Raw genomic sequence first — 25,641 nt, 5'->3', positions numbered from 1 at the left:
GCCTATTTCTACCGACCAGCGACGTGCTAGGCTTGTTAAATGACGGCGGCCAACCGATACAGTTTTCGCAAAGCGACGGTGGATGATCTGCCGTTGCTTATAGCATGGCAATCGAACCCGCATGTCCGCGCATGGTGGGGCTCAGATGAGTCGTACGATGCAGCAGACTTGGCTGATCCTCGGGTGGCGCGTTGGATTGTTTCAACCGCCGAACGCCCCTTTGCGTTCATGCAGGACTATACCGTCCACGGCTGGGAAGATCACCATTTTGCTAAGCTTCCCAGGGGATCGCGGGGAATCGATCAATACATAGGAGACCCCGAAATGATCGGTCTTGGGCACGGATCAGCATTTATCGGAGCGAGAATGAGGGCTCTCTTCGATGCGGGTGTACCCGTTATCGCGACCGATCCGCACCCGGCCAATGAACGGGCGATTGCTGTCTACAAGAAACTGGGTTTTGAACCGTTCGGATCACCTCAAGAGACGCAGTGGGGCTTGATTTTGCCAATGCTTGCAAGGCGGTAAGCGGCACACCATCTTTCGCCGCTTCGACCGCTGAGACATGGCCGGCCGCGCAGGACCTATCCGCTCGTGGCTGAAACCAAGCGTGACCGTTCATGAATACGCAGCCTAGCGGAGTACGATCGTGGTGCCGCGCGCGGCAATTCGAATGTAAAAAGCTAAGTATGGTCGCAGCTAACGCGGTCCAACCCAGGGCCAATCTGGATTCCAGCCCGCTTGTTGTCTCGTATAGCCCTGCGTGCGATGATATGAGGCCGGGCGATCTAAAATCATGAATCGGCTCTAATAAGTTCAGAAAACCGCACTCACTTTTCCTCATCCAGCTCTGAGCTTCGCAAGCGGCGCCGCAGCCGACCGCAGTAGCGATTTTGAAATTATTGCGCCGGCGCTGGCCCGCTACTCACCAGTGAATTACGCGGCGGGCGGCAAGGGCCCCTGCAATGGCCAAAATTGCCACCGCCATCGTGTACCAGGTTGCGACGAAAAGCGGAGAGTCGTCCGTGCAATGCGAGGCATAGAAGGCCGCCGCAATGCCGCCGGCAGCCAATCCGGCAGCTGCGCCTGAAACCGCGGAATGAGAAGAAGCCCCATAACGCAGCGCAAGGAGCAGCAGAGCGAGGGGCCCGATGCCGATCAGCGGGATGAAGGTCAGGCACACGAGACTGTTCGTTCCGACGAGCCTCGCGGACCATGTGCTCGCCGGCATGGCGATGAGCTCGGCGAGGACCGCCATCGCGATCAGCGCCGGAGCGACGATCAGAGGGGGCAGCAAGTCACGCGGCTCGGTTTCCGGCCGCGACAGCGCACGCAGTGCACTGAGGGAGCTCACGGCAAGCGCGATCGCCACCACAATCTTGAACGGGAAGCGTAGCGTCTGCATTGCGCTTGCAATATCAGGCCTGGGCCCGAGAAGTACGAAGAAGACGCAAGCAGCGGCGGCGATGGCGATGACAGCGGCACCCGTCCAGACGAGAGTCATCGGCATTCCGCTTCGCTGGTTGTCCGCAGCCAAGGCCTTGATGAGTTCCTGCGTTTCCATATCACTTCCGTCCAAATCGCCTGGCGATGGCAGCAAGACCGCGGTGGAGCGCGACGCGAACTGCGGTTTCATTCATGTCGAGGCTTCTTGCAGCCTCGGCGATCGTGCGTCCCTCGACCGATATAGCAGTCACCACCGAGCGTTGGCCGGGCGTCAGCACCTCGAGCGCGCGGCCAATCTCCCAGTCCCGGGCGGTTTCCGCCTCTTCCGTCGCGAGATTGCCCTCAACCTCACTGAGTTGCACGCGAGCATGACGGCCATGTCGTCGTAAGGCGTCGACGAGCTTGTGCCTCGCGATTGCAAAGAGCCAAGGCTTCACGGGTCCGTCGGTCCGCCAAGTATGGCGCTTTAAATGGACCGCCAGCAGTGTCTCCTGGACGATGTCCTCGGGATCGAGACCGACAGACGCCACTCTCCGGCGCGCCCAGATGCGAACAACGGCAGCCGCACTTTGGAGGAACTCGCTGTAGGCCTTCTCGTTGCCACCGAGCGCCGTGCGAAGGAGCCCGGCGAGATCGCCGTCGTCCGCGCCGTTCACCTGCACTTCCTCCCAATTCGCCGAGTTTCGCTACTTGTTACATGCCCGCGCGGCAAATGTTTTGCCGCAGGTGGGCCGTGGGAGCAGAAACATCCGTCTTCCTAGTCTTCCCAAATTCGCCGCAAATTCAAATGGGGCGGCACTCACGAAAGCGTGTAACCGCAGAATGTAACATCGCTCCCGGTGGCTGCGAATGACGGACTGTGCGCCGAAGCGAAGGTGCATGCAGCAACGATGGAGAGAAGGATCATGTCTACCAGAAGTTCGATCAATACCGCCATGCTTGCCGGCGCTGTGGCGACCGCGCTGTCGTCGCTCGCAAGCGCCGCGCCGCTTTCGCAGGCCGAGGTCAAGGCTGCGATGGATGCAGGAAAGGAGAAGTGCTACGGCGTCGCGCTCAAGGGCCAGAATGATTGCGCTGCCGGCCCGGGCACGACCTGCCAGGCCACGTCGACTGTCGACTACCAGGGCAATGCCTGGAAATTCGTCGACGGCGGCACCTGCACGACGATGGAACTGCCGGGTGATCGCAATGGCTCGCCTGAACCGCTGACACGCGACCTGCCGTCTTAATCGCAACGACGAGCCGGAAAGTGGAGGCGACAGTGACGGAACTGACAATTCACGCGGATCGCGCTCAGCTGGGAATTCCTCTCTTTCCGGCGCATCCGGTCGATGGGCTGGCTGGCACCAGCTTTAAGCACCAGCATCTGCCCGCCATTCTCGCTGAAGACGAGTGGACTGGCGGCTTTTTCGAAGTTCATGCGGAAAACTACATGGGAGCAGGCGGCCCGCCGCATGCCGCACTGACGAAAATACGCGAGGACTATCCAGTCTCGCTTCACGGCGTGTGCATGTCCATCGGTGGGCCGCAGTCATTGGACAAAGGTCATCTCGCCCGCTTCGCTGCCCTCGTCAAGCGATACGAGCCGGCGCTCGTCTCGGAACATCTGGCGTGGTCGACGCACGACACGACCTACTACAACGATCTCTTGCCCTTGCCTTATACCGAGGCAAGCTTGCAGCGGGTCGCAGAGCACATCAACGAGGTACAGGAGGTGATCGGACGGCCGCTCTTACTGGAAAATCCCTCGAGCTACCTGCTCTTCAAGGAATCGACGATGAGCGAAACCGCGTTCATCCGGGGACTGGTGAGACGCACAGGATGCGGTCTGTTGCTTGACATCAACAATGTCTTCGTTTCGGCCACCAATCATGGCTTTTCCGCCCTAGACTATCTGTCCGACTTCCCGATGGCCCATGTCGGCGAGATTCACCTCGCCGGTCATACAGAGCAGCAGGATGACGAAGGCGATCTCCTGCTGATCGACAGCCACGACAAGCCGGTAGCCGACGCGGTGTGGAAGCTCTTCGACGTGGTGATCTCCCTATGTGGCCCGATTCCGACGTTAGTCGAATGGGATAGCGCGATACCGGACTGGCCAATATTGAAACGTGAGGCGCAGGCCGCCCAAATGCTCATGGACCGCCATGCTGCTGGCCTCCGACAGGAGACGTTGCATGTGCGAGGTTAGGGACTGTTTCCTAGAGGCAGCCGACGACCTCGACTATCCTGCCGCGTTCGTCGCCGGGCTACTCGATCCCGCTTGCCCAACACCGACGCTCCTTACAGGCCCTCACAGCAAGGCAGGCGACAGGCGTTTCAATGTCTACCGCAACAATGTGACGGTAAGCCTCGTCGAGGCGCTCGCTGCCACGTTCCCAGCGACGAGGCGCATCACCGGCGACGCATTCTTCCGGGCCATGGCCCGGTTCCATATCCGCGAGATGCCACCGAAATCGCCGCTCCTCTTCGAATACGGCCGGGATTTTCCCGATTTCATAGAACGCTACGCCTATGCCAGGCCGATGCCGTGGCTGGCCGACATCGCACGGATCGAGCGGGCCTGGCTCGACGCCTATCATGCGGCAGACGCAGCCGCCCTGCTGCCGCACGTGTTGGCGACGGCAAAGCCCACTGAACTCGCCAACCTGGTCTTCGAACCGCACCCGGCGACCGGCGTCGTCCGCTCCGCCTATCCAGCAGTGACGGTGTTCTTGGCAAATCGCGGGGATGGTCCAGTCGGGCGCATCGAGGCTAGTGTGCCGGAAACCGCGTTGATTACGCGGCCGTCGCTCGAGGTGGAGGTCCGCGCTCTTTCGCGGGGGGTCGACATCTTCGTCGGCAGTCTCCTTGAAGGCGAACCACTCGGACGTGCTGCGGTTGCGGGGCACGCTTGCTGCCCGACTTTCGATCTCGCGACCGCCATCAGGGTGATGCTGGAGGCCGGCGCTTTTGCGGCTATCCGCCATGGAGGGTGAAAAGGTGACCTCGGTACGAACCTTCCTCGCCAGACACAGAAACCGGAAAGTGAGACGTTGGGCGGCCAAGATCGATGGCATGATCGCCGCCATCGCCCCGGCATCACTCGCCCAACTCGCCTTGCGATTGGCGCTTGCCGTGCCCTTCTGGCGCTCCGGCCTGGGCAAATGGGATGGCTTTCTTGAGCTCAACGACGTTGCCGTTCTTCTGTTCACGTCGGAATTCCAGCTTCACCTGCCGGGAGGCCCCTATCCTTTCCCGGCACCGGCGGCGACTGCCTTTGTGGTTGCCTCCGCCGAAGTTATGCTGCCAATCTTTTTGGCCTTGGGCTTGGCGACACGCCTTGCCGCGCTTGGGCTCCTCGCAATGGCCATCGTCATCCAGCTCACCGTTCCGGATGGCTGGCCCATTCATCTGACTTGGGCGGCGATGGCGCTTGGTTTGATTACCTGGGGCGCGGGGAGGCTGTCGCTCGACCACTGGCTGGTGTCACCGGGTGGGTCAGCACGATAAGCGGCCGGAGCATAATCCGAAGCCGAGCTGAGCTGGACGCGGCAAGGAGCGTATCCTGTCTGATGCAACAAGGACTTCCTTAGAGAGCGGGCGCCTCGACCGGACATCCATGCTGCAGCCGATAATCAGCATGCGCATCATCGGTTCCGAGTCGATCGACGGTCAGCTCGTACGCAGTTCCTTCGACACTGCTTTACCGAATAGACTTCGTCAGCGACCGTTCAGGCCGGAAACGGTCCGCTCATGCTGCCGACTTCAAGAAGTCGAGGACGGGAGTCGTGCGCTTCGGATCAATTTCGTAAGTTTCGGCTGTCACGACCCTTTGCACGACGAAGGGGTCGGCCGCGATACGCGCGTCATACGCATCACGACTTTCCCCATGAGCGAGTATCGCGCCTCCCGCCGCGGCCTGGAGCGAGCCGACGCAGAAAAACACGCCGTCGGCGAAGCCCTGCGCGATCCAGTCGTTATGCGCCGACATGAAATCTGGCGCGCCGGTGCGATTCTCGGCAAATCTCAAGAAAGTAACGAACATCGATGCTCCGTATTTGGATTGCGAGGGGCCAGCAGGGACGCTAGCCATTGTTCGATCCCGGCCACCTCGTTGCGGATGAATGCCTCGTCCTTGAAGGCGGTCGCCATCACCGCCACCCCCTGCGACCAGGCTAAAAGATGCAGCGCCAGCGTTTCTGCCCGATCAACGGCACCAAGCTCACGGAGCTGTTCGGCGAGCCACTCGCGGTAAAGGCCCAAAATTTCGGTCGCGCGGCCCTGTGCGGTGTGGTCGAGCTTGGCGAGTTCAGAGCACAACGTTCCAACTGGGCAGCCGAAATTCATAATCTGGGCTCGGTTGACGATCAGCATATGAACGAACAACAGGATGCGCCCGCGCGGATCTTCGCCTTCCATCTGCCACCCGTCGAGCATGGAGCGGGTCAAGTCCATTCGGCGGGCGATCACGGCATCCAATATGTCGTCCTTGGTCTTGAAGTGATGATAGAAATTCCCGCGCGAAATGCCCACGGCTTTGGCGATTTCGGCAAAGGACGTTGCCTCGAATCCGCTCTCGTGGAAGAGGGCATCCGCCTTTTCGACAATCAGGTCACGGGTTGACTGTGGTGGCATTCGTCGCGGCATTCTTTTTGACACGCGAATACTGGGACGATCGTCCTAGTATTGTCAAGGCGCAACGAGCACCTCTTCCACATTAGCCTCAAGGCCGATTAGAGCAGCTTCCGCAGCCTGCCGCGGACTGGTTTTCTTCATAACAACGCCATTGGTCATGTCGGTGTCAATGAAGGTCACATGCAAGCCAAGCACTGCCGTCTTGTGGCCGCGAAGTTCGATAGGCAGGCGCGGGATAAGCCATTGATCATCGCTCCGCCGTTCCTGGTACTCTGTGCGCCGCGTCTGGTATGACTTGAATCTTGGCTTTCGTGCACTTCCGCGTGGAGGACGGACACTTGCACTAGCGCCGCTCGATCTCTTAATGATTTCTTTGTGCGGCATCACTAATGTGCCTCCTAGTCGGCGAAGCGCGATCGCGGGCTAGTCGTTTACACGTGCGAATATTGGATTCTGCCGATGGGCGGTGCGATCTCACTTCTGGCGGTGAATTTCATCGTTGCCCAGATCTTCGTGGCTGCGTTTCTGATCATTTCTGTGAAGAGCCGCTCGGGCCGGGCGGCGGCTTGGTGCGCCGCAGGTTTCGCCGTAGCCTCGCTTTCCGCGATTTGCGAGGCCGTCCTGCCATTTACGCCGATGCGAAGGCTCTTTGCCGTTGGCGCCTTTGCAAATGTCCTTGCCGGTTTCTGCCTCCTGCGTATCGGCCTTGGCGTCTTTTACAGCGTTCCGGCGAAACCGCCGGTACTTGCGTCCTTTTTCATCGGGTCGGTGATCGTGGATCTTTTCATCTATGATCTTCCGCGAGGAACGTTGCTGCACGCCTTTTTCTACCAGATGCCGTTCTTCCTGATCCAGGCGTGGTCCGCCGCCGCGATTATCCGGTCGCGACGTCGATCTTACGCGGATGGGATACTCCTTTGCATGCTGGCGCTGAGCGCGCTCTATTTCCTTGTGAAGATCTATGCCGCAGTTGCGGCAGGCTCTGGTGCCACGGCGGCGGATTATCTCCAAAGCCCGTTCGCCCTGATTTCGCAGGCGCTCGGAGCAATGCTGATCGTCGGCACGGGCGTGGCGATGCTTGGGGTCATGGTCAAGGACGTCGTGGACGAGGCTCGCGCCAGTTCCGAGATCGATGCCCTCTCGGGTCTTTGCAATCGACGCGGGTTTTCGAGCCGCGTCGCGCCTCTTCTGCGCGACCTGAGCGATCATGACGTCGGAACGCTGATCCTCGCGGACATTGATCGGTTCAAACTTGTTAACGATACCTTTGGCCATCATACGGGCGACGAAGTCATCCGAGAGTTTTCGCATATTTTGGCTGATGTAATGCCTCACCGTGCGGTGGCGGGGCGCGTCGGGGGTGAGGAGTTCGCCATATTTCTTCCGCGCGTGGGATTGGCCGATGCGCGCATAGTAGCCAACGGAATTCGTTCGGAGCTTGCGGTGAAACGGATTAACGGCCTTCCGGAAGGCGTCGCAGTGACGGCAAGCTTCGGCGTTTCTGCGGTAGCGGCGGGTGAGTTATTAGACGCGGCAATGCGGCGGGCTGATAATTCGCTTTATGCCGCCAAAGCTGGAGGAAGGAATCGTGTAGAATGCGCCGAACCACCCATCCGGGTCATCGCGTCTGCCGATTACCATAGGTCTGGAAAGTATCGACCGACGTAAGGCCAGGCGGGCAATTGATCTCGACCCCAGCTTACTCCAATCCTGGCGACCGCACGACTAGCGTCATTGCCGCGATGGCGGCTTGCGCGTGGCGCCTCGCAACCGAGCTTACGATTGGGTGAGTGGCACTCAGCAGCCCCCTGAATCCAACGCGTCTACTTTCCGGCTGTCGACCCGGTCACTCAGAATGACTCGGCCCTCTGCACACTAACCTGGATCTTCGAAGCGTCGGTGGAACTGTTGTGGCTAAGGCGATTGCTGACGTCCTGGATACGTTCATCCGAGCGCCGATAGACCTTGAGCTCCCGTCCGCGAAACTGCCCAAAGCAAGCGCCTTGTTGCTGTCTGGCCGTACCCAGCACCGCGACGTCCTTCGTCGCCCGCTCTTTGTTGGACAGAAACGGCGGACCACAGACTCCGCCGCGACAGCGTTCAACGGTGAAGTGGCGGCGGTCGGCTCGGACCAACGGTGGCTCATACCCAATAGGGTGCTATTCCGTAGTAGTCGTAAACGCGGCGGCCGCTCTCAGGACTCCAATCGTAATCCTGGCCCGCAGGATATCTCGGAGCACCCTCGACCTGCTCCTTGGTGATGTTCACTTGGAACCCACCGAGGTCGGTATTGTAATCAAGCATTTCCCATGGAAGCGGGTAATGCTCATGTCCAATACCAAGTATGCCGCCGAAACTCATCACAGCATATGCGACGCGGCCGCCGCGCTTTTCCAGGATGATCCGCTCGATAGAGCCGACGTTTTCCCCATTCATGTCATAGACGGCGGTGCCTACCACCTTATCGCTGGCGATAAGATCGTGTGATTCGTGTAGATCCGGGTTCACCATCTTCGTTCCTCCTTAAGGCTGGCGTAACAGAGCAGGTGCCTAACGGGGCTTCAGGCAACTTGTTCCTTCGATCGATGCATCCTCACCGAGACGTGGACCTCCGGGGGGCCAGAATCATTGGCGAGGCGCCCGGATAGAGCAATCTTCGCGGGCTGAGCGCTGCACTCGGATTCGAGGGCAGAGCTTTGGGGTTCGGAGCTCCGCCGATGGTCTATTCGGCTTGCCGACGACCGGATGCCTCTCTGCCAGGGGTAATCTCCTGCAAAGGCGTAAATAACCTCAAACCTTCGACTACTTTTGCCGTGGCGCCGAAAGCTGTCTTCCTGCCGAAACCAGCTTTCCGGCTCGCTTGGCGCTAACCGCCTCAACCAATGTTCGCGCCGCGTTGCGTACCTCTTCCTGCACCGCCTCGTCGGCATCCAATTCTTCATGGCTCAATGCGTAGGGTTTCCAATAGCCGATATACCGATCCAACTCCGCCAATGGACCGGCGGGTTCCAGATGCATGTAGCAAAGCCAGTCTGACAGGCTGCGCCGAACGTTCTCCGCTCCCTCCACGTCACCATGAACGATAACTGAAAAGAGCCGTCCTGCGAGATGCCGAGGGTAGTTCCAGCCTTCGAGCTCGAGCGCCTTAGCAAGCTTCGCATCTTTACCCTGCGTTGCGGTCGGATCCGGGTTGCCGCCGTCAGCGCAAACCAACCGGTCCATCATCAGTTTTATCGGGGACGAGACCTGGTACCAATTGACCGGGGTGACGATCATGATGCCGTGGGCCTCGACCCACATCGGATAGATCTCGTTCATCCAGTCGTCGACCTGTCCAAGCGAATAGTTGGGATAGCAAGAGCATGGCCAGTGACAGAGCGCCGGCGAAGTGGAAAAGCAAGCCTTGCAGGGATGGATCATTCGCCCGTATTCGGAGGCAAGGCGATGTAGTTCGAGGACTGTCGTCTTGACCCCGGCCGCCTGATCGATCGCTTCTTGTGCGACCCGCATCAGCCGATAGGATTTCGACATTTCGCCGGGACAAGTGTGCTCGCTACGGGACGACCCGCTGATCAATAGGATGCGCGCTGGACCCCTGGCATCCAGGTGACGCAATTGCGCGGCGTGAACCGCATCACGCGCTGCAAGCCAGTCGATGGAAAGCTCGTACTCCGGATCCTTGAATGGGGCGCCGGCCTTTTGGGTGCGAGGCGCTTTTCGCTGATGCTCATAGGCATCCCAAGCCGCCGAGGCTACCTTATCCAGTTCCGACCGAAGACTGTCGAAGGCAGGATCCTGAAACCGATTGAGGAAGCGACGGCGAAACTCGGCTTCCTCCAACCGCGGACTTGGCGTTCCCTTTCGCGGCTCCAGCAGCGCCGGTGAAAGCGTTATCCGAGAGTTTTTTACCATCATCCCACGACCGTAGAGTGGCAGGTCTGCCTGTAATCGAGCAGGAAGGCATTTGTTCCGGGCGCCGATTTTCCGTGACCCCGAGAGCGATTGCCGAAGTCGACGCATCAAGCTCAGGCGCGTTCGCGCTGAGGCAGCCGAACACAGAAGTTGAAGCTTACAATCGGCCCCGCTGTCGGCCAACGATGGTCGGTCGCGCACACTCTCCGACAGACGGGATTTCAGCCGGTCTTTCCAGTGGCGCAGCAGCGAAACAATCTTCCTCCCCAACGGTTAAAAGCTGATCCCAGGAATGGGGATTTGTTGCCCCTTATTGGAGTGCGCCGCTTGGACATAGAGCAGGCTATTGATTGCCAGTCTGCCGAAGATGTTGATCCTTGGCTGTTGGGGCCAACGTAGCCGCGCTGAATGGAGCCGTCGTTTGTTGTAGACCTCCTCGACTTCGAAGGGTTCGAACAACAATCGGATATCTGTGCTCGCGATCGCCTGAAATACGCAGCCTGGGTTTCCATGCAATTGCGGAGCGTTTCCCATTCTCGCGGGACCCTGAGCGCGGCATCTGTCCCATCCTTCGGTTGCACAGGACGTCGACAAGGCGCACGTCCTTATCGGCGCATTTTTCCGTTGTGGACCCGGCAGAAATTAGCTCGTCAGGTCGCGGAATCACGCTTGCAGGGCTGACCCCTCGACGTCCCATTTGGCCCTTGGTTCACTTCGGAAAACCCCTAAATTGTTACTGGAATGGCTAATACCTTCGTATAAGATCAAGCATGCAACGACACATCTTCTAGCCTAGCCATTGCTTGTAGTGGGCTTTGCGGTGGACCGTATTTCCGTGTCCTTGCTCTATATTGCGGAACTCCAATTGGTACAGAAAGCCCTGACCGGAAACGGTCAGGGCTCCAGGCTCTGTCGACCGCTTCGTCGCCCGCCAGATGCCGGGCACTCGGTGCTCCAACCTGTAAACAGTGTCCTCCGCGCGGAGACTGCTCGAAGCAGCCTACCCTCCTGTATGAAGCACAATCGCCACCGATCATCAGCGCCGCTGTGATTGGCTGCAACCATCGGGAGCTTACAAGGGCGACGGCGGCATGTTCGAGGCTATAAGCACTCCTGCGGCCGTCCCAACAATATCCTGCTGCGTGGCGGGCTTTGCGATGACGACGGCGCCGTTGCTTTTCTTTCGCATGTCGTCGGGTAGCGTTTGGCCACTATAGAAGAAGAATGGAATGCCCCTCTCGTTGAGGAGATCGATGACCCTCTCGGTGGTTGTCGTACCCAAGCGAATGTCGAGCACCGCGAGCGCCAGCGCTTCATTTTTCGCCGCCACCAATGCGGCCTCAAGGGTCGCGCAGGGTCCCACCACCTGAGCTCCAACATCGAGAAATGCTGCTTCCAAGTCGAGAGCGATCCAAATCTCGTCCTCGACCACCAGAACTCTGACGCCCTCAAGAAGCCCGCGGTCGTCACTTTTCCGCGCCATCTGGCCGGATCTCCGGAAGCTCGATGTCGATCGTGCAGACGACGCCATCCGGTTGGAAATCGCGATGAACCGTAGATCCTGGCAAGCTCTTCTCGATCAGAACGCCGCCGAAACCCTGCTCGCTCGGCGGCTCGACCGGCGGGCCACCGCGTTCTTGCCAGATAACCCCAAGGTTCCGGCCGTTGTTCCCGAGTTTCCAACTGAGCCTGACCTGTCCGTTTCCAGTAGAAAACGCGCCGTATTTCGCGGCATTGGTCGCGAGCTCGTGGAGCACGAGACCGAACGGTGTAGCGAGGTCCGGCGGCAGCGTCACTGGCTCGCCCTCGATCTGCAGTCGGCGCCGATCGCTGCCGGCGTAGGCATCGAGTTGCCCTCGCGCCAACGCGTCAAGCTCGGCGCCGCGCCATTCAGAATCGACAAGCAGCTTATGGGCACTCGCAAGTGCTGCGAGGCGCCCTTCAAAACGCTCGACGAAGTCCTCGCTCGATCGGGTTGTGCGGAGCGTCTGGCGCGCCAGCGACTGGACGACGGCGAGCGTGTTCTTCACCCGATGGCTTAGCTCGTTCAACAAGAGCTGCCCGCGCCGCTCCCAGCGTTTGCGGTCGGTAATGTCGCGGGTGCTTTCCAGCACAAGGCGGCGCTCGCCAAACGGCACGAGCTCGATTTGACTCTCTACCGTCAGAACGCGACCGTCCTTCGTCGTATGGTTCAGTTCGCCGCTCCAACGGCCCCTTTGGCCGAGTGTTCGCCTGAGCTTGTCAAAGGACGAGCCGGGAACGGCCGTCTTTAGCAGTTCTTCCTTGCGCCTTCCAAGCGCCTCCTCACGCGAATAACCATAGAGTTCCTCGCTGCCGCGATTCCACTGCATTATGCCACCGTCAAAGTCCCACACGAATATCGGTGAGCGCGAAAGCTCGACGAGCCGCATTTCCTGCTCAAGGCGTTGCCCGCTCTCCTTTGCCACCTCTTCGGCATGGCGCCGCTCGCTGATGTCGACGAAGGTCACCACAACGCCGTCTATCTTGTCTTCCATCGTGCGGTAGGGGCGCATCCGCACTAGATACCAGCCATCATTGCGGCTCTTCACCTCGTGTTCGACTGGTCTGAGCGTCTCCAGCACCGCCCGCGCGTCATCAGAAAGTCTCTTATATTGAAGGTGATGTGTGAAATCAGTGATCGGCCGCCCTTCGTCGTTCGGAGTGACGTTGAATATTTCCGTCAACCGCGGGGTAAACCGCTTGATACGGAGGGATGGGTCAAGAAAAAGCGTCGCGATATCGGTTGCGGCCATCAAGTTCTGTAGGTCGCTGTGAGCCCGCGATATGCTTTCCAGCTTCAGCTTGAGCTCATTGTTGACAGTTTGCAGCTCCTCGTTAATGGATTGTAGCTCTTCCTTGCTCGTTTCCAGTTCCTCGGCCGTCGAACGGTATTCCTCGTTCATCGACTGCAGTTCTTCGTTGGCAGCCCGCAACTCCTCAGTAGCAGTGTCCGACTCCTCGCTCGTCAGGCGAAGCCGGTTTTGCGCGAGCTGCAATTCCTCTTGCAAGCGGCGGATCGCCTCGTCGATCGTCGGGCGCCCGTCAAGCGTATCGAGCACGACCTCCTGGGTCTTGTCGATGGCTTCGCCTTCGATAAACAGCACAAGAGCATGCCGCGTACGCTCCGTCCCCTGGACCACAGGCTTCACTTGCAAGTAGACGCGGTGCGGCTGTCCATCGAGGTCAGCAAGAATGGGCATGCTCAACGTGGGTTCATTCCGCTCGAAGGCCCGGTGCAGCGCTGCTCTTAGATCGAAGCGAAATTCCTCACGCACGAGATCCGTGGCGCCGGTACTGACGGGCCCTCCCGACGGCTTGAGGAAGCGTCCGGCATTTTCCGAAAGATGAATCGCGTGATGACTTTCATCGACCAGCATGCTCGGCGGCGCGATTTTCTCGAGCATCTGGCGGTGTACAGCTGCGTCGCTGACGTGCCCTGCCGGCGACGTCCGACTGATGGTCGATTTCATTTCCGGCTTATGTGGACCAAGCAGCGCCGGCAGCACCATGGGTCGAGCACCGCCGCCCGCTACAGCCCTGTAGATACGTGCCTCGCGATCCACAGTGAGGAAGAGTCCGGGGTAGTCAGCACTTTCCGACGATCCGAGGAAAAGGAAGCCACCTGCGTTGAGCGCGTAATGAAACGTGTTGCACACCTGCTGTTGAAGCTGCCGATCGAGATAAATCAGCAGGTTTCGGCAGGAAATCATATCGAGATGGGAGAAGGGCGGGTCTCTGAGCAAGCTGTGGCTGGCAAAGAGAACCACATCGCGCAACTCGCGGCGCACTCGATAGTGATCTCCCTCACGCTGAAAAAACCTGCGCAGTCGTTCCTCCGAGAGATCGCCTTCGATAGTCGATGGGTATCGTCCTTCGCGCGCGATGCGCAGTGCCTGTGCGTCGAGGTCCGAGCCGAAGACCTGGATTTCCGGCGAAAGGTCGCGGCGTGCCGCCTCCTCGAGCAGAAGCATGCCCATCGTATAGGTTTCCTCACCGGTGGCGCAGCCCGGAACCCAGACCCTGATCGCGTCGGCAACTTCCTTTCCATCAAACAATTGCGGGATGACTGTTTCGGCAAGAGCCTCGAAAGCCGACGGACCGCGAAAGAACGTCGTAACCGAAATCAAAAAGTCGCTGAACAGCGCCTGGGCTTCTTCGGGATTCTCACGCAGGTAGTTGTAGTAGTCCGCAAAGGTCTCCCTCCTGGCGACCTGCGCTCGCCGTCCGATGCGCCGCAGAATCGTAGCCCGCTTGTATTGGGAGAAATCATGTCCGGTTCGGCCGCGCACATGGGCCAGAATTCGCCCGATCATATCGTCATCGTCTGCGCGGAACGGGTGGGACGGAAGCTGATCACGGCGGGCGAGCAACTCAGCCACCCGATGAGGAAGCGCTCGGATAGGCAGCACGAAGTCTGCAACCTCAGTGTCGATGGCATTGCGCGGCATGGAGGCATATTCTGCCTCTTCGGGATCCTGAACGAGCACGATTCCGCCCGCCTCCTTAATAGCCTTCACACCAATCGCACCGTCCGCCCCGGCACCAGTGAGAATGACCGCAAATTCGCTGCCATGCTCCTCGGCAAGCGACCGAAAGAAAAGGTCAATGGGCGCGCGGAGGGCATGCGGCTCTTCGAAGGGGAGCGCGGCTATCGTACCGTCGGCAATCTTAAGCCGACGGTTCGGCGCGATGACGTATACGTGGTTGCTTTCAAGGCGCGCTTGGTCCTCGACCTGCGTAACCGGCATGCGCGTCCGTGCCGCCAAAATGTTCGCAAGCTCGCTTCTGGCGTGCGGATCGAGATGGACAATGACGACGAAGGTGGCGCCCGTGTCATTCGGCATAAGATCAAAGAAGGTTTGAAGAGCCTGGACGCCACCCGCAGAAGCTCCGATTGCGACGATCGGAGAATCCAATTCTCGATCCATGCTCATCCTCCCGGCACCGCACAGGAACAGCCGCCTGTCCGGCTGTGGCTTCCTCTGCGGGGATATCGGCAACCTGCGAGGCCGGAGGTGGCCACTATTATACGCTTCCGGCACGATCCCTTATATCAGCTGACATATCGGCGCCGATAGTGTCGGCTGGGAAAATCTTCCCTTCCCCGACTAAGATTCTCACCGCGATCGAACTTATCCGTTCGTCGAACGTTTTTGCCCGATGGAGCATACTATGGGCCGCCGTGACGTCATAGCCATAGGAGGTTCGCTTGGCGCGGTGGCAGCCCTGAAGCACTTACTTGGCAAACTTCCGGGCGACTTCGACGCCGCTGTATTCGTCGTCATACATGTCGGCGCACGCGGAAAAGATCTACTCGCCGAGATATTCAACGCGCATTCCGGAATTCCCGTAACGACTGCAGTCGACGGGGAGGTTATAGAGCGCCGGCACGTCTATATTGCGCCGGCAGACCACCACCTCCTCGTCATTGACGGCGTCATCCGGCTTGGCCGCGGGCCGCGCGAGAACCTGGCCCGACCGGCGGTTGACCCTCTCTTTCGATCAATCGGTTTGAATTACGGACCGCGGTCAGTCGCTGTCGTACTCACGGGGATGTTGAACGACGGGGCCGCTGGCCTTGCCGATCTCAAGCGGTGTGGTGGGGTGACAGTCGTCCAGAACCCGAGCGATGCAGTTGCGCCGGACATGCCAATGGGCGCCCTAAGAGCAAGCGATGTCGATTACCGCGCTCCTCTCGACGGTCTCGCTGCACTCCTCGTTGAGCTCACCGGCGAAGAGGCCGGTCCGCCAATTCCCGTCCCCGCCGAAATCAGACTTGAGGTCGATATCGCGTTCGGCCGACAGATCGGTTCCGAGACAATGCTAACCATTGCGAACCCGGTCCCGATCTCGTGTCCGGCCTGCGGCGGCGTACTCTCGCAAATCAAGAGTTGGCCGCCCCTGCGGTTTCGCTGTCAAGTCGGGCATGCCTATACGTCCGAGGCTTTAGCTGCGGAGTCGGAAGGAGCCGTCGACGAGGCTCTGAGAGTTGCCCTTCGGATCATCGAGGAAAGGGTGACTCTCAGCGAAAAAATGGCGCAAGATGCGCATCGCAGCGGGTTCGCCGCCGCCGCCGCCGCAAACAGAAGGCGGGCCAATGAAGGAAGGGAGCATGCGGAAACACTGCGCCGCGCCATCCTTGGCAGCGCGCCGGATACAACTGCAGGCAAATTGGAGGATGCCGATCTCGCCGTTGCCAAGCATCCGGATCCAATCGACCCGGAATCATCTTGATCAGCAGCTTCCTTCGGCAGCCGCCACCGGCAATAAATCGCGCAAATGCGGCATTCAGGCGCTTGCAGGGTCGGTCGAACGGTCGTTCACAAGGTGGTCAACAGCAGTTATCATCTCCGCCATCGCGAACGGCTTCTCAAGCATTATGCTGTTCGGGACGCCATTGATCGCCCACTCGGCCGCGCTGTCCCCGCTGATGTAAACGACAGCCATTTCCGTAGCGGGGGGGGGGAATCCGTCAGATCCGCTGCGCCAAAGACTCTCAAGGGTGCGGCTGCTCTCTGCCCATTGCAGTTACCGAGCCTGCTCGTGCCACGGTGCAATCGGCCCAAAGGGGGGATTTTATAGTCTTTCGGGCCAGCTGCCTTTCTGCTCGCAACCTGGAGAACGGCCACGCGACCGAGAATCAGCGCGACCGCAAAGCCTCCAGAAGAAGCTGGTATGTCGGTGCCAGCCGCCTAAGCAGATCGGCCGCTTCCGCGTCTTTGCCGGTGACAAGGGGATACTGCAATGCCCCTATCAGGGCCGCTTGCTCCGAAGCAATATGAGCAGCGTCTGTATAGCCAATCCGGGAAAGGCAAGTGGCGGCATCCGCGAGCCGTCTAGCGCCAACGCGGACTGCAAAGTGGATCAGGTGTGCACGCAAGTCTTCGTCGCACCTCGCGTCGATCATGCTCGCCAATGCCTCGGCCGCCTCGCCATTACCGATGGTGCCTTCGGGGAGGTGTCGCGGCCTTTGCATGGACAACCACCTGATCGCGGCAGGCAGCGACGCTCTGATCACATCGTCTTCATCAACAACGCGTACTTGTCGGAAACCGAAACGCATGGTGAAGGGCGTTCCATAGTCGATGGTTTCCGCCTGCCATGCGGTCAGGAAATCGCCGATCGGCAATGTTGCGAATGGGTATCCCTGCGGATCATGCAACTGCACCCTATCATTCGCGATGCCGATGACGACGACGAAGTGATCTGCGCCGATTGGGCCGTCCTTGCCCGGTTGGTACCGAAGCCAGCCCATCTCTACCGGACCGACCCAGACTGGACCGTGGACGAGTTGAGATCGGAGTCGCTCGAGTGCATCTCCGGCGTTCCCGGCACTCATGACGGACGACGTCCAGCCCATGGCATCGAGAGCGGCATTGAAGCCAGCCTCAGGCGTCCAGCCGAAGGGATCGAAGAAGGGCAGAGACCCGCCGACGAGCTGCATCCCGAAAGGGCTACCTGTGGCGAACTCGATGCTTGCGGTGGATGGAGCGTGTTTGCCAAACATCATCGCGAAGGCGTTCGCGTAGCAATATGGACCGGAGCCTATATACGGAAAATGCTGCATGAACTTGCCTCTCAAATCTGGTTCCGAGGCAATGCAAGAGGGGCATTTTCATCAAAATTGTCAACGACCAGTTTTTTTGAGCACGTGGCAGAGCTCAACAGCTGATGGAAAACAGATTCGATCCGGATACCTCGCTTTCGATTTGCTTGAAACCACGAGCAAGGTAATAAGGTGAGTTGTCAGGCGTTGCACAGAGATAGCAAAATGCGTGTTCCCGCGCCGAAGCCTCTTTTTGGGCGGCTTCCATCAACTTCGCTGCGATACCGCGCCGTCGCATGTCCGGCTCAACTCAAAGAGCGGCAATCCACGGCGTGTATTGTGGCCGATCATCAAGATCATTTTCGATCAACAAGACTGATCCAAGATACTAGCCTTGCTCATGGCAACAAGAGCGAGCGGGATTCCATCGCCCTTAATCATTCGATCGAGGTGAGCCCGATATTCGGCCAAAGACACGCCGCTTTCAGTCACTACGCGTTCCAAGCACGGACAGCGCGTTTGCCGACATTTCCGGAAAGGGAAAGGCGGTTCCAAGCGACACGAGGTCAAGGAATTCCGATAACATCGACACGTCGCCGTCGACATACTCGACCATCGATCGGAATCAGTCCGCCACGTGCTTCAGCGTTATTACTGGGGCAATGGGCGAGCGGGTCGCCAGCCACGGCTGTGGGCGCCTGCCGTGGCGGCACCGGCTTCAAGCCGGATGATGCAGGACGCTGAGCCCGCCATCCACCGTCAAGCACGTCGCGTTCATGAAAGGGCACTCGTCCGAAATCATGAAGACGGCGGCGCGGGCGATCTCTTCTGCCGTCGCAATGCGGCCGCCCGGGTGAAGCTTCAGGGTTGCCGTCTCGGCTGCCGCCGGGTCAGGAAAGCTGTTCCAGTAGTCGTACGCCTTTTGGGTCAGGACATAACCCGGTGCCAGCGCATTCACGCGGACCCCCTTCGACGCATATTCGATGCCGAGCGCCTTCGTCATACCGATTAGCGCGTGCTTTGCCACCGGATAGGGGAATGTGTGCGGAATGATGGTGAATGCATGCGTCGAGGCGATGTTGAGGATCGCCCCGCCGCCCTGCTCGATAAGGCTGGGGAGAACCGCCTTGCAGCAATTCCAGGCGCCACGGAGGTTGATGTCGAAACAGCGCTGCCAATCGGCATTGCTCATCTCCAGCGGCTCCGAGAAGACGTTGACCCCTGCATTGTTGACGAGCGCGTTGATTGGACCGATCGACGAAGCGGCTGCCGACAGCGTTGATTCGATCGCCTCCGCATCCGTAATATCTGCCTCGGCGTAGGCGAGCGACTGCCCCTGCCGCTGCAAGCGCTTCGCCTCCTTTTCAAGCAGGGGACCGTCGCGGTCGAGGAGGAAGAGTGCCGCCCGCTCCGACAGGAACGCTTCGGCAATCGCAAGGCCGATACCCTGCGCAGCACCGGTCACCATGATCCGCTTACCCTTAAGCCGGTCACTCATCCCTGCCCCCTTCGATCGGCGCCTAGTTCTCACCACTCGGCCACACTGCCGTCCGAATGGCGCCAGACCGGATTGCGCCAGCGATGCCCCTCCTTCGCGCGTTCGATCACATATGCCTCGTCGACCTCGATGCCGAGGCCGGGCCCCTGCGGAATGGAAACGAAACCGTCTTCGTAAGCGAAGACCTCCTTGTTGGAGATGTAGTCGAGGATGTCGTTCGCCTCGTTGTAGTGGATGCCAAGGCTCTGCTCCTGGATGAATGCGTTATAGCTGACCGCATCGACCTGCAGGCACGCGGCAAGCGCAATCGGCCCGAGGGGGCAGTGCGGCGCCAGCGCTACGTCGTAAGCCTCGGCCATCGCGGCGATCTTGCGGCATTCGGTGATCCCGCCGGCATGGGAAAGATCCGGCTGGATGATGTCGACGAAGCCGTCGGAGAGAACCGATTTGAAGTCCCAGCGCGAATAGAGCCTTTCGCCGAGTGCGATCGGCGTCGAGCAATGATTGGCGATTTCCCTCAGGGCTTCGCGGTTCTCCGAAAGGACGGGCTCCTCGATGAACATGAGCTTGAACTGCTCAAGCTCCTTGGCGAGAACCTTCGCCATCGGGCGATGGACCCGCCCGTGGAAATCGACGCCGATGCCGACATGAGGGCCGATCGCATCGCGGATGAGCCCTATCGTCTCCACCGCCTTGTCGATCTTCTCGTTGGTGTCGACGATCTGCATCTCCTCACAGCCGTTGAGCTTGATCGCCTTGAAGCCACGGGCGACCACCTCGCGCGCATTGTTCGCGACATCGCTCGGGCGGTCGCCGCCGATCCAGGAATAGACCTTGATCCTGTCACGGCACTGGCCGCCGAGCAAAGAGTGGACGGGCTGACCGAGGGCCTTGCCCTTGATGTCCCAAAGCGCCTGATCGATGCCGGCGAGCGCGCTCATATGGATGGCGCCGCCGCGGTAGAACCCGCCTCGATAAAGGACATTCCAATGGTCCTCGATCAGGAAGGGGTCCTTGCCCACGAGATAGTCCGAAAGCTCGTGAACGGCAGCTTCGACCGTGAGCGCGCGCCCCTCGACCGCGGGCTCCCCCCAGCCGACGATGCCCTCATCGGTCTCGATCTTGAGAAACAGCCAGCGCGGCGGAACGATGTAGGTCGTCAGCTTGGTGATTTTCATGAAATGCGTCCAGTTTGTCAGAGAGTGCGGCTAATCGTTTGCGCGGTCAGGCGGGCGGCGAGTGCCGCCTTACGGCGACGGCGAGATCGCGGGCGGCGAGGTCCAGCAGCTGGCACGAACAGGCGCGTGCTGCTGCCGTGTCGCGCATCCGCAGCGCTTCGACCAATTGCCTGTGGATTTCCACGGCATCGCCACATGTGTCCGCCGCCTCGTTTGAGGCTTGCAGCGAGAATTTGAGGCCGGCCTGGATGATGCTCGCCAGCTGCTGGAACACCTGATTGTGGCTCGCCTTCAAGAGCGATTCGTGGAAGGCGACGTCCGCCGCCGTGAACTTCACGATGTCGCCATCGGCGTCTCTCATCTGCTGCCAGGCGCGCTCAATGGCGGCGATTTCCTGCACCGTCGCACGCGCAGCAGCCAGTTCCGCAGCAATCGGTTCGATCGCACGACGCGCTTCCAGAATACAGTTCAGAAGATCGAACTGAAAAATTCGGTCACCGATCCACTCCAGGACCTGCTGGTCGAGTATGTTCCACTCGTCCTTGCTGCAGACGACGGTACCAACGCGCGAGCGACCGCGCACCAGGCCCTTCGATTCGAGGATCTTCAGCGATTCCCGTATCACCGTGCGGCTGACGCCGTAGCGCTCGCACAGGTCGTTCTCCCGCGGCAGAAAGCTGCCTGCCGGATAGTCGTCACCGCAGATCTCGGCGGCGATCGCCCGCGTCACATCCTTCTGGACACGGGGCCGGCGAGAAGGCGCGCCGCTCGGCTCCGTCGATTGATCCTGCTGTCCTTGCACCGAAATCTCCATGCGCGGCGGTTATTTTCTTCGGACTTGAGGCGATGCTTATCGCAATTGAGCCGAGGTGACGACCCTTCGTTCGGCCGCTTTCTCAGACAGGCGCTTATCATTCATCATACCAGAGCAATTGACAAGTATGATCTTTCCATCATACACAAATGCGGCTGCTGGGAGCAGTTCGAATAGGGAGAGAAATCATGCGCTTTATCAAGGCCGTCGCTTTGGCCGGCACCGTCGCGATTTTTGCTGCAACATCCGCCTTCGCCGCCGACGTAAAGATCGGTTTCATCGTCAAGCAGCCTGAGGAGCCGTGGTTCCAGGACGAATGGAAATTCGCCGACGAGGCGGCCAAGGAAAAGGGCTTCACGCTCGTCAAGATCGGAGCCCAGGATGGCGAAAAGGTACAGTCGGCCATCGACAATCTCGGCGCCCAAGGTGCGCAGGGGTTCATCATCTGCACCCCTGACGTGAAGCTCGGCCCCGGCATCGTCGCCAAGGCGGCAGCCAACGATCTGAAGCTGATGACGGTCGACGATCGGCTGGTCAATGCCGACGGCAGCCCCATCGAGGACGTGCCGCATATGGGCATCTCCGCCACCAAGATCGGCGAGGCGGTGGGCGAGGCGATCGTCGCGGAGATCAAGAAGCGCGGCTGGGACATGAAGGAAGTCGGCGCGATCCGCGTTTCCTACGACCAGCTCCCAACAGCCGTGGACCGGGTTGAAGGCGCGCTCTCCGTTCTTAAGGCGAACGGCTTCCCCGAAGCCAATGTCTTCGACGCGCCGCAGGCAAAGACCGACACCGAAGCCGCTCTCAATGCCGCAACAGTCGTTCTCAACAAGAATGCCGGTATCAAGAAGTGGGTCGCCGTCGGTCTCAACGACGAAGCCGTGCTCGGTGCAGTGCGTGCCACCGAGACGGTCGGCATCCCCGCGGACAGCATGATCGGCATCGGCATCGGCGGCGCGGACTCCGCGATCAACGAGTTCAAGAAGCCTTCCGCGACGGGCTTCTTCGGCACCGTCATCATCTCGCCAAAGCGCCACGGCTACGAGACGGCCCTCAACATGTATGAGTGGATCGCCAACGGCAAGGAACCGGAAAAGCTGATCCTGACCGCGGGCCAGCTTGCATTGCGCGACAACTATGAGGCCGTCCGCAAGGAACTCGGGATCGAGTAGGCCCTGCCGACTGAAACGAGCCCGGCGTTGCCAAGCCGCCGGGCGTCCTTCTCGGAGCGCTGCAATGCAGGACTTTCTGGAATTCCAATCGATTTCAAAGGGCTATCCCGGCGTCCAGGCGCTGTCGGAGGTCTCCTTCTCTGTCCGAAAGGGCGCCGTTCACGGGCTGATGGGCGAAAACGGAGCGGGAAAGTCCACCCTGATACGGGTGCTCTCCGGAGACCAGGCGGCCGACACCGGCGAGATCCGCATAAACGGCGAGCCGCAGCACTATCGTTCCGTACGCGATGCCTTCAACGCAGGCGTCATCGTCATCCATCAGGAACTGCAGCTCGTACCGGAGCTGACGGTGGCCGAAAACCTCTGGCTCGGCCGTTTCCCCGGCAAGGCCGGCGTCATCGACCGTCGACAATTGATCCGCGTCGTCTCCGACAGACTCTCCGAAATCGGTATCGACGTCGATCCTGAGGCGAAGGTTGCGTCCCTGTCGATCGGCGAGCGGCAGATGGTCGAGATCGCCAAAGCGGTGATGACCGACGCTCGCGTGATTGCCTTGGACGAGCCGACCTCTTCGCTCTCATCGCGAGAAAGCGAAATCCTCTTCGCCCTGATCGACAGATTGCGGTCGAATGGTACGGTCATCCTCTATGTCTCGCATCGGCTGGACGAGATCTTCCGTCTGTGCAACAGCCTGACTGTGCTGAGAGACGGCCGGCTTGCAGCCCATCATCCGGACATCTCGAAAGTCCGCCGCGAGCAGATTATCGCTGAAATGGTCGGGCGCGAAATTTCGAATATCTGGGGTTGGCGCGCCCGGACGCTCGGAGCCGCGAGGCTTACGGTCGAACGCGTTTCCGGCGCCAACCTGCCCCAGCCGATCAGCTTTACCGTCCGCGCCGGCGAGATTCTCGGCTTCTTTGGCCTCATCGGCGCGGGCCGCAGCGAAATGGCCCGTTTGGTCTATGGTGCCGATCGCCGCCGGCAGGGCAAGGTTCTGGTGGACGGCCTTGCCGTGCCGGCGGACAGCCCGCGGCTGTCGATCCGTGCCGGCGTCGTTCTGTGCCCGGAAGACAGGAAGTTCGATGGCATCGTCCAAGGGCGCTCCATCGAGGAGAACATGGCGATCTCCTCCCGCCGTCATTTCTCGCCATTCGGGGTTGTCGACAAGGGTAAGGAGGCGGAGCTTGCCGAGCGTTTCATCGCGAAGCTGCGGGTGCGCACGCCCTCGCGTCACCAGGACATCGTCAATCTTTCCGGCGGAAACCAGCAGAAGGTGATCCTTGGACGCTGGCTGTCGGAAGAGGGCGTCAAGGTGCTTCTGATCGACGAGCCGACCCGCGGCATCGACGTCGGCGCGAAATCGGAAATCTACGAAATTCTTTACGAGCTTGCGGCTCAAGGCATGGCGATCGTCGTTATCTCTAGCGAATTGCCGGAGGTTATGGGGATTGCGGACCGCATTCTCGTGATGTGCGAGGGCCGGATCGCGGCCGAAATCGACCGGAGCGATTTTGACGAACACCGGATTCTCGCAGCAGCACTTCCGGATGCCTCAGCCACGACGGCCACCCTTCCCGAACAGGTAAGCTGACCATGACGACTTCCTTGAAAAAACTTCTTCTCGGCGAACAGGGCCTGCTGGTGATCTTTGCCGCCGCCTTCGTGGTGGTGGCGCTGACGGTTCCGAATTTCCTCACCGAACGCAACATGCTCGGCCTGCTGCAGTCAGTGGTGACCATCGGCGTCGTCGCCTGCACCATGATGTTCTGCCTGGCGTCGCGCGACTTCGATCTGTCAGTCGGCTCCACCGTAGCCTTCTCGGGAATGGTTGCCGTCATGGCGTCGAACGCGACGGGCTCGATCGTGCTCGGTCTTCTGGCGGCTCTTGCCTGCGGTGGGATCGTCGGCCTCGCGAACGGCATCGTGATCGCCCGTTTCCGCATCAATGCGCTCATAACGACGCTAGCGACGATGCAGATCGTACGCGGCTTCGCCTTGATCGCGTCGGACGGCCGCGCGGTCGGAATCAACGATCCGGCATTTTATCAGCTCTCCCTGTCGAAGTTCCTGACCGTGCCCACGCCGATCTGGGTGATGGCTCTCTTCTTCATCGTGTTTGGCTTCCTGCTCAACCGTACCGTCTTCGGCAAGAACACGCTTGCGATCGGCGGCAACCCGGAAGCCTCCCGGCTTGCCGGCGTGGACGTCGCGCGGATGCGCATCTGGATTTTCGCCCTGCAGGGGCTGGTATGTGCGGTGGCTGGGGTCCTGCTCGCCTCGCGCATCACCTCGGGTCAGCCGAATGCGGCCACCGGCCTCGAACTCTCGGTGATTTCCGCCTGCGTTCTCGGCGGTGTTTCGCTTGCCGGCGGCAGGGCGACCATGACCGGCGTCGTCGTAGGCGTTCTGATCATGGGAATTGCCGAGAATGTCATGAACCTGCTCAACATCCAGGCCTTCTATCAGTACGTGGTGCGTGGCCTCATCCTGCTGATTGCGGTCCTCCTCGACAACATGCGCTCTGTCGCCGGCAGGCCGCGAGCCTGAGCGGCAATGCCGGAGGTACTGCGTCGACAGGTGCTCGCCATCCTTATACAAGTGCGCGCTCGAGAGCGCTGCGATTTCGCAGCAACCATGCGACGCTGCGCGGTTGCCAAGCGATGCCCCAGACGCGCGGAACATGCTCGGTCTTAGGTGTGATCCCCTGTTCTGTGACCTCGTTCGCTGCGCTCTCGGCGGCGAACTCAATGATCCAGTATCCGAGCCGATGCCGTTCCGGCGCCGCGAGGCAGTATCCATCGGCGAATAGGCGCACTTGTCGCATCCGGCTTTCGGGTATCGGGCAGACGGTTCCTCTCGGCAACGTCGTCATCGTAGAGCTGCGCGTTGTTCCAGGCATGGCCAATTCGGTCAGCCTGTCGACCGGACCGGCCGCCTCCCAGTCGATTAACGCAACGGGATTGCCGTGGCGGGAAATCACATTCCAGGGCGCTGCGTCACAGTGGCCGATAATGTCCGCTTTGCCGATGCTGCGACCGAACCAGCCACGCCAGACGGCGTCGGGTGGTGGCCGGAAGGTTGCAGCCGCCTCATGTAACCGGCGAATGAGATCGCCTAATCCCCAAATCGCCTCGTCCGACCAGGGCGTCGGATTGATGACCTTCCCGTCGATATACGTCAGGACCTCACGGCCGTGCTCGTCGAACCCGTCACCGACGACGCAAGGCGCGCCTTCGAAGCCTACCTCCTGCAAATGCCTCAGCAGCGCATGAACCGACCGGGTCCAGGGGCCCGCCTCCCGCAGGACGACAGAGCCGCGGCGTGTGACAGCGGTTCTCTCTCCCCCGGCTAGCGGGATTTCGGCGTCCTCGGTCATCGCAGCAGAATAGCAATGACCGTGTCTCTAAGGCCAGGCGCTTTGAAGCCCGGCATATCGG

Annotated in this window: 26 protein-coding genes; 10 read left to right on the top strand and 16 right to left on the bottom strand. The window is 60.1% G+C overall.

The features are described from left to right. The first annotated feature begins 39 nt into the window (after nucleotides 1-39). The gene (locus M1D43_RS19645) at nucleotides 40-528 is read left to right on the top strand and encodes a GNAT family N-acetyltransferase (RefSeq protein WP_318862947.1); all 489 of its coding nucleotides are present in this window, start codon (nucleotides 40-42) and stop codon (nucleotides 526-528) included. Between the two features lie 397 nt (nucleotides 529-925). Here the strand turns inward: M1D43_RS19645 and M1D43_RS19640 are convergent, their stop codons facing one another. Both M1D43_RS19640 and M1D43_RS19635 read right to left on the bottom strand, forming a co-directional pair. Then, a complete protein-coding gene (locus M1D43_RS19640) occupies nucleotides 926-1,564 on the bottom strand; it encodes an NrsF family protein (protein WP_127643040.1) in 639 nt (212 codons plus the stop codon). A gap of 1 nt (nucleotide 1,565) precedes the next feature. Next, nucleotides 1,566-2,102: a sigma-70 family RNA polymerase sigma factor gene (locus tag M1D43_RS19635; protein WP_127643039.1), complete on the bottom strand. Its 537-nt coding sequence runs from the start codon at nucleotides 2,100-2,102 to the stop codon at nucleotides 1,566-1,568. Nucleotides 2,103-2,351: 249 nt separating this feature from the next. On the opposite strand from M1D43_RS19635, the gene M1D43_RS19630 reads away from it, so the two are divergent. From M1D43_RS19630 to M1D43_RS19615, 4 genes are read left to right on the top strand one after another with little or no spacing between them, the layout of a single operon-like run. Then, nucleotides 2,352-2,675, top strand: coding sequence for a BufA1 family periplasmic bufferin-type metallophore (locus tag M1D43_RS19630; RefSeq protein WP_164873285.1), 324 nt, complete (start codon nucleotides 2,352-2,354; stop codon nucleotides 2,673-2,675). Between the two features lie 32 nt (nucleotides 2,676-2,707). Continuing rightward, nucleotides 2,708-3,637, top strand: a complete 930-nt coding sequence (gene bufB / locus M1D43_RS19625; protein WP_127643037.1) for an MNIO family bufferin maturase — start codon at nucleotides 2,708-2,710, stop codon at nucleotides 3,635-3,637. Then, nucleotides 3,624-4,424: an HvfC/BufC N-terminal domain-containing protein gene (locus M1D43_RS19620; protein WP_127643036.1), complete on the top strand. Its 801-nt coding sequence runs from the start codon at nucleotides 3,624-3,626 to the stop codon at nucleotides 4,422-4,424. The genes bufB and M1D43_RS19620 overlap by 14 nt, the downstream gene beginning before the upstream one ends. Further along, nucleotides 4,399-4,938: a DoxX family protein gene (locus tag M1D43_RS19615; RefSeq protein WP_013850979.1), complete on the top strand. Its 540-nt coding sequence runs from the start codon at nucleotides 4,399-4,401 to the stop codon at nucleotides 4,936-4,938. Before M1D43_RS19620 ends, M1D43_RS19615 begins: the two co-directional genes overlap by 26 nt. A gap of 241 nt (nucleotides 4,939-5,179) precedes the next feature. On the opposite strand, the gene M1D43_RS19610 is transcribed toward M1D43_RS19615, so the two are convergent. From M1D43_RS19610 to M1D43_RS19600, 3 genes are read right to left on the bottom strand one after another with little or no spacing between them, the layout of a single operon-like run. Continuing rightward, on the bottom strand, nucleotides 5,180-5,473 hold the full coding sequence (locus M1D43_RS19610) for a YciI family protein (protein WP_017276267.1): 294 nt from the start codon (nucleotides 5,471-5,473) through the stop codon (nucleotides 5,180-5,182). Continuing rightward, the gene (locus M1D43_RS19605) at nucleotides 5,455-6,063 is read right to left on the bottom strand and encodes a TetR/AcrR family transcriptional regulator (RefSeq protein ID WP_017276268.1); all 609 of its coding nucleotides are present in this window, start codon (nucleotides 6,061-6,063) and stop codon (nucleotides 5,455-5,457) included. The genes M1D43_RS19610 and M1D43_RS19605 overlap by 19 nt, the downstream gene beginning before the upstream one ends. A 54-nt stretch (nucleotides 6,064-6,117) precedes the next feature. Continuing rightward, nucleotides 6,118-6,447, bottom strand: a complete 330-nt coding sequence (locus M1D43_RS19600; RefSeq protein WP_234844525.1) for a Rossmann-fold NAD(P)-binding domain-containing protein — start codon at nucleotides 6,445-6,447, stop codon at nucleotides 6,118-6,120. A 75-nt stretch (nucleotides 6,448-6,522) separates the two neighbouring features. Here M1D43_RS19600 and M1D43_RS19595 point away from each other — a divergent pair, with 75 nt between their 5' ends. Then, a complete protein-coding gene (locus M1D43_RS19595; protein ID WP_498814425.1) occupies nucleotides 6,523-7,731 on the top strand; it encodes a GGDEF domain-containing protein in 1,209 nt (402 codons plus the stop codon). Nucleotides 7,732-8,205: 474 nt separating this feature from the next. Here M1D43_RS19595 and M1D43_RS19590 read toward each other — a convergent pair whose 3' ends face one another. The 4 genes from M1D43_RS19590 to M1D43_RS19575 form a co-directional block, all read right to left on the bottom strand. Next, the gene (locus tag M1D43_RS19590) at nucleotides 8,206-8,574 is read right to left on the bottom strand and encodes a PRC-barrel domain-containing protein (protein WP_017265287.1); all 369 of its coding nucleotides are present in this window, start codon (nucleotides 8,572-8,574) and stop codon (nucleotides 8,206-8,208) included. Nucleotides 8,575-8,865: 291 nt separating this feature from the next. Next, nucleotides 8,866-9,903 (bottom strand): flavodoxin family protein, encoded by a 1,038-nt coding sequence (locus tag M1D43_RS19585; protein WP_033050530.1) that lies wholly within the window; start codon nucleotides 9,901-9,903, stop codon nucleotides 8,866-8,868. Nucleotides 9,904-11,047: 1,144 nt separating this feature from the next. Next, entirely contained in the window at nucleotides 11,048-11,458 is a 411-nt protein-coding gene (locus M1D43_RS19580; protein ID WP_017265291.1) for a response regulator, read from the bottom strand. Then, nucleotides 11,442-14,924, bottom strand: a complete 3,483-nt coding sequence (locus M1D43_RS19575; RefSeq protein ID WP_498814424.1) for a chemotaxis protein CheB — start codon at nucleotides 14,922-14,924, stop codon at nucleotides 11,442-11,444. Before M1D43_RS19575 ends, M1D43_RS19580 begins: the two co-directional genes overlap by 17 nt. Nucleotides 14,925-15,168: 244 nt before the next feature. Between M1D43_RS19575 and M1D43_RS19570 the strand changes: the two genes are divergently transcribed. Further along, nucleotides 15,169-16,230 (top strand): chemotaxis protein CheB, encoded by a 1,062-nt coding sequence (locus tag M1D43_RS19570; RefSeq protein WP_498814423.1) that lies wholly within the window; start codon nucleotides 15,169-15,171, stop codon nucleotides 16,228-16,230. 54 nt (nucleotides 16,231-16,284) lie between these two features. Here the strand turns inward: M1D43_RS19570 and M1D43_RS19565 are convergent, their stop codons facing one another. The 6 genes from M1D43_RS19565 to M1D43_RS19540 form a co-directional block, all read right to left on the bottom strand. Continuing rightward, on the bottom strand, nucleotides 16,285-16,443 hold the full coding sequence (locus tag M1D43_RS19565; RefSeq protein ID WP_164836941.1) for a response regulator: 159 nt from the start codon (nucleotides 16,441-16,443) through the stop codon (nucleotides 16,285-16,287). A 193-nt stretch (nucleotides 16,444-16,636) separates the two neighbouring features. Next, on the bottom strand, nucleotides 16,637-17,563 hold the full coding sequence (locus M1D43_RS19560; protein ID WP_127577826.1) for a YobF C-terminal domain-containing protein: 927 nt from the start codon (nucleotides 17,561-17,563) through the stop codon (nucleotides 16,637-16,639). A gap of 94 nt (nucleotides 17,564-17,657) precedes the next feature. After that, nucleotides 17,658-17,810, bottom strand: a complete 153-nt coding sequence (locus M1D43_RS19555; RefSeq protein WP_234841073.1) for a GNAT family N-acetyltransferase — start codon at nucleotides 17,808-17,810, stop codon at nucleotides 17,658-17,660. A gap of 450 nt (nucleotides 17,811-18,260) precedes the next feature. After that, nucleotides 18,261-19,040 (bottom strand): SDR family oxidoreductase, encoded by a 780-nt coding sequence (locus tag M1D43_RS19550; RefSeq protein WP_127577828.1) that lies wholly within the window; start codon nucleotides 19,038-19,040, stop codon nucleotides 18,261-18,263. A gap of 29 nt (nucleotides 19,041-19,069) precedes the next feature. After that, nucleotides 19,070-20,218 carry a galactonate dehydratase gene (gene dgoD, locus M1D43_RS19545; RefSeq protein ID WP_498814420.1) on the bottom strand — a complete coding sequence of 383 codons (1,149 nt, stop codon included), beginning with the start codon at nucleotides 20,216-20,218 and terminating at the stop codon, nucleotides 19,070-19,072. Between the two features lie 46 nt (nucleotides 20,219-20,264). Continuing rightward, nucleotides 20,265-21,032, bottom strand: coding sequence for a FadR/GntR family transcriptional regulator (locus M1D43_RS19540; RefSeq protein ID WP_127577831.1), 768 nt, complete (start codon nucleotides 21,030-21,032; stop codon nucleotides 20,265-20,267). A 188-nt stretch (nucleotides 21,033-21,220) separates the two neighbouring features. Here M1D43_RS19540 and M1D43_RS19535 point away from each other — a divergent pair, with 188 nt between their 5' ends. From M1D43_RS19535 to araH, 3 genes are all read left to right on the top strand, one after another. After that, on the top strand, nucleotides 21,221-22,204 hold the full coding sequence (locus M1D43_RS19535; protein WP_010975369.1) for an arabinose ABC transporter substrate-binding protein: 984 nt from the start codon (nucleotides 21,221-21,223) through the stop codon (nucleotides 22,202-22,204). Nucleotides 22,205-22,268: 64 nt separating this feature from the next. After that, nucleotides 22,269-23,795: an L-arabinose ABC transporter ATP-binding protein AraG gene (gene araG / locus M1D43_RS19530; RefSeq protein WP_015008510.1), complete on the top strand. Its 1,527-nt coding sequence runs from the start codon at nucleotides 22,269-22,271 to the stop codon at nucleotides 23,793-23,795. Nucleotides 23,796-23,797: 2 nt separating this feature from the next. Further along, entirely contained in the window at nucleotides 23,798-24,751 is a 954-nt protein-coding gene (gene araH / locus M1D43_RS19525) for an L-arabinose ABC transporter permease AraH (protein WP_015243318.1), read from the top strand. A 43-nt stretch (nucleotides 24,752-24,794) separates the two neighbouring features. Here araH and M1D43_RS19520 read toward each other — a convergent pair whose 3' ends face one another. Further along, nucleotides 24,795-25,580, bottom strand: coding sequence for a phosphotransferase (locus M1D43_RS19520; RefSeq protein ID WP_498814419.1), 786 nt, complete (start codon nucleotides 25,578-25,580; stop codon nucleotides 24,795-24,797). Between the last annotated feature and the right edge of the window lie 61 nt (nucleotides 25,581-25,641).

This window comes from Ensifer sp. R1-3, from assembly GCF_056739175.1.
This window is presented reverse-complemented; position numbering and strand designations above follow the sequence as displayed.